Raw genomic sequence first — 13829 nt, forward strand, 5'->3', positions numbered from 1 at the left:
CGCGGGTGCAGGCGAAGCACCGAATAATCACCCTTTTGCCCGTCTTATCGCAGGCTGGCGGCGACGCGGCGGCGCTTAAAGTTCATCCATCCGCACAGCCGCCGAGCAGGTCGTGAACGCACGCAGCATCCTTCTCCTTTTCCTGTCGACCGCCGCCCCTGCGCTGCAGGCCGCCGACACGAGTCCCGACCTTGCCGGCAGCCTCGGGCAGACCCTCGTCGGACTGGCGATCGTCATCGGCCTGCTGCTCGCCAGCCTGTGGCTGCTCAAGCGCCTGTCGGCGCCGCGCGGTGCCGCGGCCGGCCTGAAGGTGCTCGGCGCGGTCGCGGTGGGACCGCGCGAACGCGTCGTCCTGGTCGAAATCGCCGGGCAGGTGCTGGTGCTCGGCGTGACGGCGTCGAACGTTCGCACGCTGCATACCGTCGCGGCCGCCGACCTCGCCGACGCAGCGCTTGCCGAGCCGCCGGCGCAGGCCGCCGGCGACTTTCCGGGCTGGCTCCGGCGGGCGATGGAGCGCCGCAACGATGCGCGCTGAGCGCCCGATGTTCGCCCGCGCCCTCTCCCGTGCCCTCGCCGCGCTGCTGCTGCTCGCGCCGCTGTCCGCCGCGGCGCAGGGCCTGCCCGCGATCACCGGCACGCCCGCCCCGGGCGGCGGCACGACCTACAGCCTGAGCGTGCAGACGCTGCTACTGCTGACTTCACTGAGCTTCCTGCCCGCGGTCGTGCTGATGATGACGAGCTTCACGCGCATCATCATCGTGTTTGCGCTGCTGCGCACCGCGATGGGAACGCAGACCTCGCCGCCGAACCAGGTGCTGCTCGGCCTCGCGCTGTTCCTGACTTTCTTCGTCATGTCGCCGGTCGTCGAGCGCGTCTATGCCGACGCCTACCTGCCGATGTCGCAGGGCACGATCGGCTTCGACCAGGCACTGGAGCGCGGCACGGTGCCGGTCAAGGCGTTCATGCTGAAACAGGTGCGCGAGCCCGACCTCGCGCTGTTCGCCCGGCTGTCGAAGACCCCGCCGGTCGAAAAGGCCGAGGACCTGCCGATGCGCGTCGTCGTGCCGGCCTTCGTCACGTCGGAACTCAAGACCGCGTTCCAGATCGGCTTCGTCGTCTTCATTCCGTTCCTGATCATCGACATGGTCGTCGCCTCGGTGCTGATGTCGATGGGCATGATGATGATGTCGCCGGTGATCGTGTCGCTGCCGTTCAAGATCATGCTGTTCGTGCTGGTCGACGGCTGGACGCTGCTGATCGGCTCGCTGGTCCAGAGTTTCGCTCCCTAACCCCCAAAGGCAAGCCATGACCCCGGGCATCGTCGTCGATATCGGCCGCCAGGCCGTCGAAATCACGCTGCTGATGGCGGCGCCGCTGTTTCTCGCCGCGCTGGTCACCGGCCTCATCGTCAGCGTCTTCCAGGCTGCGACGCAGATCAACGAAATGACGCTGACCTTCGTACCGAAGCTCGTCGCGGTCTTTGCGACGATGGTCGTGGCCGGGCACTGGATGATCGCGCTGATCACCGATTTCACCCGCCGCCTGTTCGAATCGATCCCGACGCTGATCGGCTGAACCCATCGCGCAACACTCGCGGCGACGATGATCAGCCTGACTTCCGCCCAGCTCGATGCGTGGATCGCGGCGCTGATGTTCCCGCTCGCGCGCCTGCTCGGGCTGGTGTCGGCGGCGCCGCTGTTCGGCAACCGCATGGTGCCGGTGCGGGTCCGCCTGGCCGTCGGCCTGGCGATCGCGATGGCTGTGCTGCCGGCGCTGCCGCCGATGCCCCCCGTGCCGGGAGGCTCCATGGAGCAGCTGGCGATATTCGCGCAGCAGGCGTTCATCGGCATCGCGATGGGTTTCGTGATGCGGCTGGTGTTCGCGGCGGTCGACGTCGCCGGCGAGATGATCGGCCTGCAGATGGGCCTGTCGTTCGCCGTGTTCTTCAGCCCGCAGACCGGCGGGCAGACTTCGGTGATCGCGGAATTCCTCGGCCTCGTCGCGCTGCTGGTGTTCGTCGCGCTCGACGGCCACCTGATGCTGGTCCAGGGGCTCGTCGCGAGCTTCGAGTGGTTGCCGGTCGGGGCGGTGCCGGGTGCGGACGGGTGGCTGCTGATCGTGCGCTACGCCGCAGTGATGTTCGCGTCCGGCCTGATGATGGCGTTGCCGATGGTCGCGGCGCTGTTGATCACGAACACCGCGCTCGGCGTGCTGACGCGCGCCGCACCGCAGCTCAACCTGTTCGCCGTCGGCTTTCCGGTGACGCTGTCGGTCGGGTTCCTCGTGCTGCTGCTGAGCCTCGACACGCTCGCGCCGGTGCTGCAGAGCCTTTTCGAACGCGGCTTCGGGGCGATCGACGAGCTGTTCCGCGCGTTCGGCTGAGCGACCCGCGCCGCTACATTCCCGGCCAGATGCGCGAGCGCACGAGACGCACTTCGCCGACCGCGGTGCGCTGGGCGAACGGCCAGCTCGATTCCACGCTCTCCTCGAAGCGCACCACGTCGAACCCGGCAAACCCTCCCGCCTCCGCGAAGCGCTGCGCCGCCCGCGCGAACACCTGCCGCGCCTCGCCTTCGCCGCCGGTGACGAGCGACTTCATGCGCAGGTCGAAGCGCACGCGCTCGGCGTCGAGCCGCACGACGCCCAGGTCCCAGGCGGGCGACTGCGAGTCGTGGGGCAGATACGCCACCGGAGGCGGCGTGGGGTAATCGGCGTCGTTCAGGCGCGGCGCCGCGGCGCTTTCCCCCGCTGCGCCCGCGCCGGCATAACGCGGCAGCGGCAACGCGAGGCAGCCGCCGGCGAGCGGGAAAATCAGGCACAGCGCGATGCGGCGGAACGTCACTGTCGCTCAGCGCAGCAGATCGAACAGCGACAAGCCGGTCGTGCGGACATACGACTGCTGCGCGGCCTCCAGGACCGCCTGCTGCTTCGAGAAACGGGAGTACGCCTCCACATAGTCGAGGTCCTGCAGCCGCGACAGCGTTTCGGCATACTGCACGCCCTGCGTCGCCGACATGTCCGCGAGCGCGTCGAGTTCGACCATCCGCGAGCCGACCGACGCGCGGAGCGTGTTCACCTTGTCGAGCGCGGCATCCATGCCGTCGATCGCGTTCGCGACGACGGCCGAAACGCCCCCGGCCGGCGGATTGCGCAAGCCGGCGATGAAGTCGGAGATCGACGCGAACGTTTGGGATTGGCCGTTCGCGTCGACCCTGAACACGTCGCTTCCCGGCACCCCCACCGGCATCGTCCGCGACGCCGCGACCTGGATGCTGCGCACTCCGCTGTCGCCCCGGTAGACAAGGTCGGCGGGGAACGGCTCATTCCCCGACTGGTAACCGGCAAACCGGTATTCGCCGGTGCCGTCCTTGCTGTTCGCGATACCGACCAGCGCCTTGAACTGCGCCTCGATATCGACCGCGATCGCCTCGTGCTCCGTCGGTGACAACGCCGCGTTGCCGGCCCGGATCGCCTGCGTGCGGATGTGCGTGAGAATGTCGCCGATGCCGCCTAAGCTGCTTTCGAGCGAGGCGAGCGCGTCGTTCGCATCGCCCTGGTTCGTCTGGAACTGCTCGTTGATGCTTATGGTCTGCGAAACCTCGAGTGCGCGCGCCGCCGCGATCGGGTCGTCGGACGGCGCCAGCACGCGCTTGCCGGTCGAGAGCTGCTGCTGGGTATGCAGCCAATCCGCGCTTTGTCGCAGCATCGCGTCGCGGCCGGAGTCGAAGATCATGCTCGTGGAGATTCTCATGGTGTCACTCCGGTTCAGCGCGCGATCGAGAGGATTTCGTCGAACAGCGTGCCCGCGACCGACATCACGCGCGCCGCCGCCTGGTAGGACTGCTGGTAACGGATCAGGTTGGCCGCCTCTTCGTCGAGATTGACGCCCGAAAGCGCTTGCTGGGCGGCGGTCGCCTGGTCAAGCTGGGCTTTCTGGGCCTTCAGCCCGATCTGGACTTCACGCGCCTTGTTGCCGACCGAACTGACCAACTGGGAATACGCCGATCCGGCGGTCGCCGTGCCGGAGCCGACCGTTACGACCGACTTGTCTGTCTGCAGCGCCGCCAGTGCCAGCGCATTCCGGTTGTCCGAAGGGCCGACGGGCGCCGTTCCTGAAGCGGCAGCAGCAATGGCTCGCGGATCCGAGATCGCTACGCGCATCGCGCCTGCAGCGCCGGATACCTGCCCCATTGGCGTGAAGAACGCGCCGCCATCAGCCCCTGCCAGGTCGCGGCCATTTTGGTGCGTGCTATTGAACGCGCTCGCGAAGTCGAAAGCGATCTGGTCCAGTTTGTCGCGCGCGGGGTCGAGCATCTCGCTGCGGAACTTCAGCAGTCCGCCGAGTTGTCCGCCTGTGAACAGCGAATCCGGCAGCGGCACCGCGCCGCCGCCGGCCGTCCTGAGCTCGATCGTGCCGTGCAGCGGGTCGGACGGATCGGGCCTGACGGCGAGTTCCGAAGCCGTGGTGCCGACGACGAGCGCCTGGCCGGTGCCGACGAACACGCTCAGCGAGCCGTCCCGCTCGGTCACCGTGCTGACCTTCACGAGCTTGTTGAGCTCGGCGACGAGCGTGTCGCGCTGGTCGAGCAGATCGTTGGCCTGGAGGGAGGGCCCGGCGACCTGCACCGTGCCGATCTGCTGGTTCATTTCGGCGATCTGGCGCGCGTACGTGTCGATCGACTCGACCGCGCCGGCGATCTGGCCTTCGGTGAGGCTGCCGATCTCGTCGAGCCGCGCATCGAGGCCGTTGAAGCGCGACGCGAGCGACTCAGCGCGGGAAATCAGCGCCTGGCGCCCCGGGATGCTCGCCGGGTTGGTCGCGACGTCCTGCACCCCCTTGAAAAAATCGGATAGCGCCGGCGCGAGGCCCGCCAACGGATCGGCGAGCAGGTTGTCGAGTTGCGTGAGCTGCGTGTTGTATGCGGACAGCTCTTCCTTGCGCGCCGACGCACTGAGCACCTGCTGGCCGAGGAACTGGTCGTACTGGCGGCGCACGGTCTCGACTCTCGATCCCTGGCCGAAAAAACCCGCCCCGGTGAAGTGAGGATCGTTGGTCGTGACGATCGCCGTCTGCCGGTTGTACCCGGGGGTTTTCGCGTTGGTGATGTTGTGGCTGGTCGTCAACAGGTTCGCTTGCGAACTGTTGATGCCCGTCAGGCCAATACCGAGGAGTCCGGCCATGCTCGTTTCCTTTTTCCCGCTGCGCTCGATGCATCTCTAAGCAAGACTTTTGCCAGACTGTACGGCCCTGGCGATTCAACCCGCGAGCGCCGTGCGCAGCGTGTTGCCGCCGATGATCCGCGTCAGCTTGTCGGCATACATCGGGTCGGTCGCGTAGCCGGCGTGCTGCAGGCTGCGGGCGAAACCGGCGGCGTCGGTCTGGCCGAGCACGGCCGCGTAGCGCGGGCTGTTGCTCAGCAGGTTCGCATAGTCCCGGAAAGCCTCGGCATACGAACCATAGGCACGAAAGCGCGCGTTTTCCGTGTACGCCCGGCCGTTCGCATACTCGGTGACGGGCACTTCCACCACTGCGCCCTTCCAGTCCGCCCCGGCCTTGATATTGAACAGGTTGAAGCTCGGCGTGCCGTCGGCGCGGCGCAGTTCGCCGCGCCCCCAGCCGGTTTCGAGCGCCGCCTGCGCGACCATGAAATGCGCCGGGATGCCGGTTGCGCGGCTCGCGCTGCCGGCGTGCGGCCACACGCGGTCGACGAACTCGCGGGCGCCATTCGGCACGGCGCGTGCAGCGGGGTCGGCAAGAGCCTGCGCCGCCTTGGGTGGAGTGGGCAACTCGGCGGGCACGTCGCTCATTGTGCCGGCGCCATCGCCTCCCTCGGCGGCGGCATTTGCCGGGGTGGGAGGGCGTACGGCAAGGATTGCCGTGCGCGGCGGCACGGGCGGCGCGCCCGCGGCGGCAGTGTCGTGCGTCGCTGCCGGTTTCTCCAGCGCTTCGCCGCCGAGCTGGCGAAAGATCACATCGGCCAGCCCGGTACCGCGGCCCTGGGCCATGTTCATCGCGGTCTGCTGGTCCTGCATCGCCTGGAAAAGCCGCGTCTGGTCGCTGTCGAGCATCCCTTCGGACGGCACCGCGTCGCGCATCGACTTCAACACCATCTGCAGGAACAGCGCCTCGAACTGCTTCGCCGTCGCGCGCAGCGCCGCGGGCGAGTCGCCGTCGCGCGACAGGCGCTTCAGGTCGGCGAGCGCGTTCGGGTCGATCGCGTTGATCTGCGCGGGGATCGTCATCCTCAGATCACCTCGAGTTCGGCGCGCAGCGATCCCGCCGCCTTCATCGCCTGCAGGATGCTGACGAGGTCCATCGGCGTCGCGCCGAGCGCATTGAGCGCCTTGACGACGTCGGCGAGGTTCGCGCTGGCGCGCACGTTGTGCAGGCTGCCCTGATCCTGCTGGATGTCGACCGAGCCGCGCTGCGTGATGACGGTTTCGCCGCGCGAGAACGGCTGCGGCTGGCTGACCGCGGTATCCACGCCGACCGTCACTGTGAGGTTGCCATGGGCCACCGCGACGTTCTGCAGCGTCACGCCCTGGTTCATGACGACCGAGCCGGTGCGCGAATTGACGATGACCTTCGCCGCCTGCTGCACCGGGGTGACATCGAGGTTCTCGAGCTTGCCGAGGAAGCCGACGCGATCCGAGACATCAAGCGGCGCGCGCACCTGGATGCTGCGCCCGTCGAGCGCCTGCGCGGTGCCGGCGGAGGTTGCGAGGTTGATCGCATCGACGACGCGCCGCGCGGTGCCGAAGTCGTTGTCGTTGAGTTCGAACAGCACGAATTCGCCCTGTCCGAGCATCGTCGGCACCGCGCGTTCGACGGTGGCGCCGCCCGGCACGCGGCCCGCCGACAGGTGGTTGATCGTCTGCGACGAGCCGGCCGCCGACGCGCCGGCGCCGCCGACCAGCATGTTGCCCTGCGCCATCGCATAGACCTGGCCATCGGCCCCTTTCAAGGGCGTCATCACCAGCGTGCCGCCACGCAGGCTCTTCGCGTTGCCGACCGACGAAACCGTGATGTCGAGTTGCTGGCCCGGACGCGCGAACGGCGGCAGGCTCGCGGTCACCATCACCGCGGCGACGTTCTTGAGCTGCAGGTTCGTGCCGGGCGGCAGCGTGACGCCCATGTTGCCGAGCATGTTGATGATGCTCTGCACCGTGAAAGGCGTCTGCGTCGTCTGGTCGCCGCTGCCGTCGAGGCCGACGACGAGGCCGTAGCCGACGAGCTGGTTGTCGCGCACGCCGGCGACCGACGCGAGATCCTTCAGCCGCTCCGCGCCCGCCCCGCCGTAGCCGAGCATCAGCCCGAGCGCGCAGGCAGCGGCGCGAAAGAGCTTGCCCGGAGTCTTCTGCGCGTCATTGCGAAACATCATTCACTCCCCGATCAGCAGCGGCCAGTCAGAACGGCAGCACGATGTTGAAGAAGCGCTGCATCCACCCCATCGTGTTCGCCTCGTCGATATAGCCGCTGCCCTTGTATTCGATCCGCGCATCGGCGACCTGCGTCGACTGCACGGTGTTGGCGGCAGTCACCGTGGTCGGGTTGACGACGCCGGAAAAGCGGATGAACTCGTTCCCCTGGTTGATCGCGACCTGTTTTTCGCCCGACACCAGCAGGTTGCCGTTCGGATACACCTCGATGACGGTGACGGTGATCGTGCCGTTGAACTGGTTGTTCGCCTTCGACGCGCCTTCGCCGGAGAACTCGGACTCGACGCCCGCTTCGACATTCATCCCCGCGAGCCCGGCGAAAGGCACACGCGACGCCGCCGTGATGCCGCCTTTGACGTCCGAGTCGCGCGTCGCGCTGCTGTTCGCGGCCTTCTGCGCGGCATTGCGCTCGACGAGGTTGATCGTCAGCGTGTCGCCGACGAGCCGCGCTCGCCTGTCCTCGAACAGCGGCCTCGCCTGCCCCGGCTGGAAGATCGCGCCGGTTACCGGAGCGCTCTGCGCCCGCCCTTCCGGCCGCGCGGTCATCGGTTGATGCACGGCCGTCGGCGGCGTGGAATAGATCGACGCGCAGCCGGGCAGCAGCGCGGCAACGAGTGCCGGAAGGACAGCCCGCCCCGCCTTCGTCGCGCGAGCGCTCACAGCTGCGTCAGCCTGCCGAGCATCTGGTCGGAAGTCTGGATCGCGCGCGAATTGAGTTCGTAGGCGCGCTGCGTCGCGATCATGCTGACGAGCTCCTCGGCGACGTTGACGTTCGAGGTTTCGACATACTGCTGGTTGATGACGCCGGCGCCGTTCGTGCCCGGCGCATTCGGAGTCGCGACGCCGCTCGATGCAGTCTCACGGAACAGGTTCTCGCCGGCGCTCGCGAGTCCGCCCGGGTTGACGAAAGTCGCGAGCTGGATGTTGCCGACGACGGTGGGCGCCGCCTGACCGGCCTGCAGCACGCTGACCGTGCCGTCCTTGCCGATCGTCACCGACTGCGCGTCGTTCGGGATGATGATCGCCGGTTCGAGCGGATAGCCGCTGGCGGTGACCATCTGTCCCTGCGCGTCGAGCTGGAACGCGCCGTCGCGCGTGTAGCCCGACGTGCCGTCGGGCAGCGTCACCTGGAAGAAACCGGCGCCCTGCACCCCCATGTCCATCGCATTGCCGGTCTGCTGCAGGTTGCCCTGGGTGTGGATGCGCTCGGTCGCGACCGGACGCACGCCGGTGCCCAGCTGCAGGCCGCTGCCGATCTGGTTCTGCTGCGTGTTCTGCGCGCCGGGCTGGCGGATCGTCTGGTACAGCAGATCCTCGAAGATCGCGCGCGAGCGCTTGAAGCCGTTCGTCGAGACATTCGCGAGGTTGTTCGAGATCACGTCCAGCTGCGTCTGCTGGGCCTCGAGGCCCGTCCGGGCGATCCACAATGAACGAATCATGATGCTGGCTCCCTTTCCTGGGCAGGCAGGCGATCTGCCTGCAAGTGTGGTGGCCAGTCTAGGCGGCGGCCGGCCGCTTCAATCGCCGGAACACCCGCCCAAAAGGCCCGTTAATTCCGACGCCAGACGACGCCGCCGGCTAGCGGGCCGCGAGCACCTGCGCCGCCGCCTGGTCGTTCGACTGCGCGGTCTGCAGCATCTTGGTCTGCATGTCGAACTGGCGCGCCAGCGCGATCATCGACACCATCTGGTCGACGACGCTGACGTTGCTGCCTTCGAGGTAGCCGCCGGCGACCTGCACGGCCTCGTCACGGGGTGCGGCTCCGCCGTCGCGCAGCCGGAACAGCCCGTCGTCGCCGCGCACGAGCGAAGGCTCCGGCGGATTGACGAGCTTCAGCTGGCCGAGGTTGTTCACGACGTTCTGCGCACCGCCGCCGCGCATCGCCGAGATCGTGCCGTCCTTGCCGATCAGCACTTCGTTGTCGGGCGGAATCGTGATCGGCCCGCCGTCGCCCAGCACCGGCAGTCCGTTGCGCGTCTGCAGCACGCCGTTCGGGCTGACTTCGAGGCTGCCGTTGCGCGTATAGCCTTCGGAGCCGTCGGGCAACTGCAACGTGAGCCAGCCCTTGCCCTCGACCGCGACATCGAACGCACGCCCCGTCTGCTGCAGCGGCCCCGGTTCGAAGTTCGTCGCGATGCTCGCATCGACGACGAACGCGCGTGTCGGCAGCCCCTCGCCTTGCACCGGCACCGCGCGCAGCTTGTGCATCTCGGCGCGAAAGCCGGTGGTGGTCGCGTTCGCGAGGTTGTGCGACACCGCGGCCTGCTGGCCCATGGTGTGCTTCGCCCCGGTCATCGCCGTGTAGATCAGACGATCCATGGCCCGCTCCTTTTTCTTTCCCTCTCCCTGCCCGCCACCGCCGCCACCCGGCACGACACCGGGAGTCATTCAGGCGGTATTTATCCGAGATTGACGATGGTCTGCAGGATGGTGTTCTGGGCCTGCACGGATTGTGCGTTCGCCTGGTAGTTGCGCTGCTGGACGATGAGCTGCACAAGCTCCGCGGTGAGATCGACGTTGGCTTCCTCGACTGCGCCCGCGTTGAGCAGCCCCAGGTTGGCACTGCCGGGCACGCCGACGCTGGACGGCCCCGAGGCCGGCGACTGGGCCCACATGTTGCCCCCCAGCGACACCAGGCCGTTCGGACTGCGGAAGTTCGCCAGGACAACCTGCCCCAGATCGCGGGACTGGTTATTGCTGTAGCGCCCTTCAATGACACCATCATCGCCGACGGAGACGCCCGTCAGCCGGCCCGGCGCGAATCCGTCCTGGTCCGAGGGGACATTGATCCCGAACTCGCCGCCATACTGGGTCGTACCGCTGAAGTCGATCCGCAAATCAGGGGTTGCGAGACCGGGCACAAGGTTGGTGCCGAAGAGATCGGCAAAAGCGGGACCGGTCACCGGCAATGACGTAGTCAACGCGCCGCCGGTATTGAACGACAGCGTGTGGTTGAACGTCGGGTCCCCGATGTCCTTGCCATCGAGCTGATAATGGACAGTCCAGTTGTTGGTCAAGACTTCGGCCGTCGGGGGGGTGGCCGCCGGATCCGCGCGTGTGCCGTTGCGGACGAAATACATCGTCAACGTCTTGGGGTTGCCGAGGCTGTCGTACAGGGTCGCCGACGTGGCGTTGTTGTATGACTTGGGGTCCGCAGCGGAAAACACCGGCACCTCGGGCAAGTGTTTCCTGGAGTCGAGATTGACCCCGAGGCTAAGCCCCGCCTTGTTGTTAGTGGCGGTCTGCGTGACGCCGGTTTGTTGGGGGGCCCCTCCCGCCAGCGACGGATTCACGACGATGTCACTGACTACGCCTGTCAGGATGTCCCCATTGGCATCGGTGCCATAGCCGGACAGCCGATATCCTTGAGCATTGACGATGAACCCGTCCTTGCTGATGTCGAACTGGCCGTTTCGCGTGAAAGCTTCCGTTCCATCCGGCCCGGTGACGCGAAAGAAGCCGTTGCCGTTGATCGCGAGGTCCAGCGGGTTGTTCGTGACGGTCACGTTACCCTGGGAGAAGTTCTGGCTTACGGCAGCAATCGTCGTCCCGATTCCGACTTGCGAATTGGCCCCCGTACCATTGAAAGAAGCAGCGAAAACATCCGCGAACTCCGCACGCCCGGCCTTGAAGCCGATGGTATTCGAGTTCGCGACGTTGTTGCTGATGACGTCGAGCGCCTTCGACGCCGAAGCGAGGCCGCTCAATCCTTGCTGGAATGCCATGATCCTGTCCCTCGAAGTTCGGTAATCAGAGAATCTGCCGGATCTCGGACATCGTGAAGATGCCCAGATCGCCTATCTGCAGGTCGGTGCTTTTCGGTCCACGCACCACGCTCGACACCGCGCCGAACTCGAGCGATTCGGCCGCGGCAGTCGTGTCGCCCGCCGTCGCGGCGAGGCTTACGGTGTATTTGCCGTTCGCCGCACGGGTGCCGTCGGCGGCGGCGCCATCCCACTGGAAGTTGTGCGTGCCGGCATCGAACGCGCCCAGATCGACGTTCGCGACTTCGAGGCCGTTCGCATCCTTTATGCTCATCGTGACCTTGTCGGCGGGCGCATCGAGCGAGAAGCCGCCGACCGCGCCGGCTTCGGTGAGCAGCAATCCCTTGCCCGGCACCAGCACGCCGCGGCCGACGAGCGACGCCGCCTGCATCGCCTCGGAGGACTGCTGGCCTTCCATGATCTGGCCGAGCATCGTGTTGAGCCGCTCGATGCCGTCGACGGTGCTGATCTGCGCCAGCTGCGAAGTCACTTGCGCGTTGTCGAGCGGGTTCATCGGATCCTGGTTCTTGAGCTGCGTGGTCAGCAGCTTCAGGAAACGGGTCTGGCTGAGCTCCTCGGATTTTTCGGGGGCCGCGCTTTTGCGCGCGAGGTTCGACATCACGGCATCGGCCGCCGAGGAGGTCGCGCTATTGACGGTTGTCATGATTGCTCCGGTCGCCCGCTCACTGGCCGATCGCCAGCGTGCGTTGCATGAGGGTTTTCGCCGTGTTCATGACTTCGGCGTTGGTCTGGTAGGCGCGCGAGGCCGAGATCATGTTGGTCATCTCCTCGACGACGTTGACGTTCGACATCTCGACATACCCTTCCGGGTTGGCCGCGGGATTGGCAGGGTCGTAGGTGAGGCGGCCCGCCGCCGCGCTCTCGACGACCTCCGTGACCCGCACTCCCACTCCGCCCGGCCCGGCCACCGGCGTCGCGGTGAACACCACCTGCTTGGCGCGGTACGGCTGGCCATCCGGGCCCGCGACGCTGTCGGCGTTCGCGAGGTTCGACGCGGTCGCGTTGAGGCGGGCGGACTGCGCATGCAGCGCCGAGCCCGCAATCGTGAAGACGTTCAACATGCTCATGATCTGCCCACCTCGCTCACTGGCCGTTGATCGCGGTCTGCATGCCGCGCAGCAGGCTGTTGATGAAAGTGACGCTCGCTTCGTATTGCACCGAGTTCTCGGCAAATGCCGCGCGCTCGACGTCCATGTTCACAGTGTTGCCGTCGACGCTCGCCTGGAACTCGCCGCGATAGCCGACATGAGGCTCGAGGGGCGTCCCCTGCCCGCCGGGGAGGTGGCGCGCCGAAGTGCCCGCGAGCGCCAGCGGTCCGCTCCGCCCGCCCGTCGCACCCTTCAGCGCGGCGGCGAAATCCAGGTCGCGCGCCTTGTAATTCGGCGTGTCGGCGTTCGCGATGTTCGACGCCAGCATCTGCTGGCGCCGGGCCTGCACGTTGAGCGCCGTCTGATGAAACTGCAGCGCGCTGTCGAGTCGGGATTTCATGGCATCACCTCAAGGTCCTGCTGTAACCGCCGTTACCGAAGGCAGGTGCGGGCATTGATCCATCGCACCTTCCATGCCAGCGATCTTAGTCGTCACATCACAATGGGCTTGCGCCGATAAGACTGGAAATTACCGGTCAATTTCGCCGCTTTCGCTGCCGGCTTCGGCGTCGTGCCTGCCGGCCGGCGGAAAAACTTGCCGCCCGCGAAGGGGGCGAAGCGGGAATGCGGCGGCGGTTGCCGGGCGCACGCAGGCGTGGTGCAATCGCCCCATGCTGAAAAATCGATCCCTCCTTTGCCGATTTCCTGCCGCCGCTATGGCGGCCGTCACGACCGCAATGCTGCCCCTGCCGGCAGGCGCGCAGCAGCCTCCCGAACCCGTCGAGCGGACAGTGACGGCATTTCTCGAGCAGCAGACTGCCGGCCTGCCGGGAAAAGTTGAAATCTCCGTCAGCGCGTTCGATGCGCGGAACAGTCTCCCGGCATGCGCAGCGCTCGAAGCCTTCCTGCCGGCCGGCATACGGGCGTGGGGACAGATCAACGTCGGTGTGCGCTGCGACTCACCGGCCCCCTGGACCGCCTATGTGCCGGCGCGGGTCGCGGTGATGGCCGAGTATCTCGCCACCGCCCGCGCGCTTCGCGCCGGCCAGACCCTCGGCCCGGCCGATATCGAACGGCGGCACGGCGATCTCGCGGCGGAACCGCCCGGCACGCTGACCGACCCGACGCAGGCGGTCGGGCACCCCGCCCGTTACGCCGTCGCCGCCGGCAGCACGTTGCGCGCCGGAATGCTGCGCCTCCCACCCGCGGTGCGGCAGGGCCAGGCGGTAAAAGTCGTCGGCAGCGGCAACGGCTTCAGCGTATCGAACGAAGGACGCGCCCTCAATGCCGCAGCCGAAGGCGAACCCGTACGGGTACGGATCGGCAATGACCAGGTCGTTTCAGGCCTCGCGCGCGCCGGCGGGGTCGTCGAAGTGCAATTTTGAGTGCAGGGCCGATGAGCAAGCGGAACAGCCCTTGCTTTCGATCGCCCGGGTTCCCGATCGGCCCCGGTCGCCCAGCGCCACGGGGTTAAAGTTTTCGCTGCGCGGACCGTTGACACGGTTAGAGAATATTC

General features: G+C 67.2%; 17 protein-coding genes. 5 read left to right on the forward strand and 12 right to left on the reverse strand.

Annotated elements, in window-relative coordinates; all coding sequences use genetic code 11:
* Positions 1-112: 112 nt before the first annotated feature.
* The 4 genes from fliO to fliR are packed head-to-tail and all read left to right on the forward strand — an operon-like array spanning position 113 to position 2382.
* The gene (gene fliO, locus GO606_RS19830; RefSeq protein WP_246979779.1) at positions 113-535 is read left to right on the forward strand and encodes a flagellar biosynthetic protein FliO; all 423 of its coding nucleotides are present in this window, start codon (positions 113-115) and stop codon (positions 533-535) included.
* Positions 525-1289: a flagellar type III secretion system pore protein FliP gene (gene fliP / locus GO606_RS19835; RefSeq protein WP_169119984.1), complete on the forward strand. Its 765-nt coding sequence runs from the start codon at positions 525-527 to the stop codon at positions 1287-1289. Before fliO ends, fliP begins: the two co-directional genes overlap by 11 nt.
* 16 nt (positions 1290-1305) lie before the next feature.
* On the forward strand, positions 1306-1575 hold the full coding sequence (fliQ, locus tag GO606_RS19840; RefSeq protein WP_053422432.1) for a flagellar biosynthesis protein FliQ: 270 nt from the start codon (positions 1306-1308) through the stop codon (positions 1573-1575).
* Positions 1576-1602: 27 nt separating this feature from the next.
* Positions 1603-2382: a flagellar biosynthetic protein FliR gene (gene fliR / locus GO606_RS19845; protein WP_169119986.1), complete on the forward strand. Its 780-nt coding sequence runs from the start codon at positions 1603-1605 to the stop codon at positions 2380-2382.
* A 13-nt stretch (positions 2383-2395) separates the two neighbouring features.
* Here fliR and GO606_RS19850 read toward each other — a convergent pair whose 3' ends face one another.
* From GO606_RS19850 to flgB, 12 genes are all read right to left on the reverse strand, one after another.
* Positions 2396-2842, reverse strand: a complete 447-nt coding sequence (locus tag GO606_RS19850) for a hypothetical protein (protein ID WP_169119988.1) — start codon at positions 2840-2842, stop codon at positions 2396-2398.
* Positions 2843-2848: 6 nt separating this feature from the next.
* Positions 2849-3751, reverse strand: a complete 903-nt coding sequence (gene flgL / locus GO606_RS19855) for a flagellar hook-associated protein FlgL (RefSeq protein WP_169119990.1) — start codon at positions 3749-3751, stop codon at positions 2849-2851.
* Between the two features lie 14 nt (positions 3752-3765).
* Positions 3766-5181, reverse strand: coding sequence for a flagellar hook-associated protein FlgK (flgK, locus tag GO606_RS19860; RefSeq protein ID WP_169119991.1), 1416 nt, complete (start codon positions 5179-5181; stop codon positions 3766-3768).
* Between the two features lie 75 nt (positions 5182-5256).
* Positions 5257-6243, reverse strand: a complete 987-nt coding sequence (flgJ, locus tag GO606_RS19865) for a flagellar assembly peptidoglycan hydrolase FlgJ (RefSeq protein WP_169119992.1) — start codon at positions 6241-6243, stop codon at positions 5257-5259.
* A gap of 2 nt (positions 6244-6245) precedes the next feature.
* Entirely contained in the window at positions 6246-7310 is a 1065-nt protein-coding gene (locus tag GO606_RS19870; protein WP_246979854.1) for a flagellar basal body P-ring protein FlgI, read from the reverse strand.
* 97 nt (positions 7311-7407) lie between these two features.
* A complete protein-coding gene (locus GO606_RS19875) occupies positions 7408-8100 on the reverse strand; it encodes a flagellar basal body L-ring protein FlgH (RefSeq protein ID WP_246979787.1) in 693 nt (230 codons plus the stop codon).
* Positions 8097-8879: a flagellar basal-body rod protein FlgG gene (flgG, locus tag GO606_RS19880; RefSeq protein ID WP_169119993.1), complete on the reverse strand. Its 783-nt coding sequence runs from the start codon at positions 8877-8879 to the stop codon at positions 8097-8099. The genes GO606_RS19875 and flgG overlap by 4 nt, the downstream gene beginning before the upstream one ends.
* Before the next feature lie 139 nt (positions 8880-9018).
* The gene (gene flgF / locus GO606_RS19885; protein WP_169119994.1) at positions 9019-9759 is read right to left on the reverse strand and encodes a flagellar basal-body rod protein FlgF; all 741 of its coding nucleotides are present in this window, start codon (positions 9757-9759) and stop codon (positions 9019-9021) included.
* Between the two features lie 80 nt (positions 9760-9839).
* Complete coding sequence (flgE, locus tag GO606_RS19890) at positions 9840-11165, reverse strand: flagellar hook protein FlgE (RefSeq protein WP_169120648.1); 1326 nt, start codon at positions 11163-11165, stop codon at positions 9840-9842.
* A gap of 25 nt (positions 11166-11190) precedes the next feature.
* On the reverse strand, positions 11191-11868 hold the full coding sequence (locus GO606_RS19895; RefSeq protein ID WP_169120650.1) for a flagellar hook assembly protein FlgD: 678 nt from the start codon (positions 11866-11868) through the stop codon (positions 11191-11193).
* Positions 11869-11887: 19 nt separating this feature from the next.
* Positions 11888-12292 (reverse strand): flagellar basal body rod protein FlgC, encoded by a 405-nt coding sequence (gene flgC / locus GO606_RS19900; RefSeq protein WP_169120652.1) that lies wholly within the window; start codon positions 12290-12292, stop codon positions 11888-11890.
* A gap of 16 nt (positions 12293-12308) precedes the next feature.
* On the reverse strand, positions 12309-12713 hold the full coding sequence (gene flgB / locus GO606_RS19905; protein ID WP_169120653.1) for a flagellar basal body rod protein FlgB: 405 nt from the start codon (positions 12711-12713) through the stop codon (positions 12309-12311).
* 337 nt (positions 12714-13050) lie between these two features.
* Here flgB and flgA point away from each other — a divergent pair, with 337 nt between their 5' ends.
* The gene (flgA, locus tag GO606_RS19910; protein ID WP_246979788.1) at positions 13051-13698 is read left to right on the forward strand and encodes a flagellar basal body P-ring formation chaperone FlgA; all 648 of its coding nucleotides are present in this window, start codon (positions 13051-13053) and stop codon (positions 13696-13698) included.
* Positions 13699-13829 lie beyond the last annotated feature (131 nt).

Origin of the sequence: Aromatoleum anaerobium (assembly GCF_012910705.2) — a bacterium.
In the GTDB taxonomy this organism is placed as follows: Bacteria; Pseudomonadota; Gammaproteobacteria; order Burkholderiales; family Rhodocyclaceae; genus Aromatoleum; species Aromatoleum anaerobium.

What these genes read in the sequence shown, in the direction of transcription:
- fliP (WP_169119984.1), top strand. Translation starts at nt 525, where the DNA reads ATGCGCGCTGAGCGCCCGATGTTCGCCCGCGCCCTCTCCCGTGCCCTC.
- fliQ (WP_053422432.1), top strand. Translation starts at nt 1,306, where the DNA reads ATGACCCCGGGCATCGTCGTCGATATCGGCCGCCAGGCCGTCGAAATC.
- fliR (WP_169119986.1), top strand. Translation starts at nt 1,603, where the DNA reads ATGATCAGCCTGACTTCCGCCCAGCTCGATGCGTGGATCGCGGCGCTG.
- flgL (WP_169119990.1), bottom strand. Translation starts at nt 3,751, where the DNA reads ATGAGAATCTCCACGAGCATGATCTTCGACTCCGGCCGCGACGCGATG.
- flgK (WP_169119991.1), bottom strand. Translation starts at nt 5,181, where the DNA reads ATGGCCGGACTCCTCGGTATTGGCCTGACGGGCATCAACAGTTCGCAA.
- flgJ (WP_169119992.1), bottom strand. Translation starts at nt 6,243, where the DNA reads ATGACGATCCCCGCGCAGATCAACGCGATCGACCCGAACGCGCTCGCC.
- GO606_RS19870 (WP_246979854.1), bottom strand. Translation starts at nt 7,310, where the DNA reads ATGCTCGGCTACGGCGGGGCGGGCGCGGAGCGGCTGAAGGATCTCGCG.
- flgG (WP_169119993.1), bottom strand. Translation starts at nt 8,879, where the DNA reads ATGATTCGTTCATTGTGGATCGCCCGGACGGGCCTCGAGGCCCAGCAG.
- flgF (WP_169119994.1), bottom strand. Translation starts at nt 9,759, where the DNA reads ATGGATCGTCTGATCTACACGGCGATGACCGGGGCGAAGCACACCATG.
- flgE (WP_169120648.1), bottom strand. Translation starts at nt 11,165, where the DNA reads ATGGCATTCCAGCAAGGATTGAGCGGCCTCGCTTCGGCGTCGAAGGCG.
- GO606_RS19895 (WP_169120650.1), bottom strand. Translation starts at nt 11,868, where the DNA reads ATGACAACCGTCAATAGCGCGACCTCCTCGGCGGCCGATGCCGTGATG.
- flgC (WP_169120652.1), bottom strand. Translation starts at nt 12,292, where the DNA reads ATGAGCATGTTGAACGTCTTCACGATTGCGGGCTCGGCGCTGCATGCG.
- flgB (WP_169120653.1), bottom strand. Translation starts at nt 12,713, where the DNA reads ATGAAATCCCGACTCGACAGCGCGCTGCAGTTTCATCAGACGGCGCTC.
- flgA (WP_246979788.1), top strand. Translation starts at nt 13,051, where the DNA reads ATGCTGCCCCTGCCGGCAGGCGCGCAGCAGCCTCCCGAACCCGTCGAG.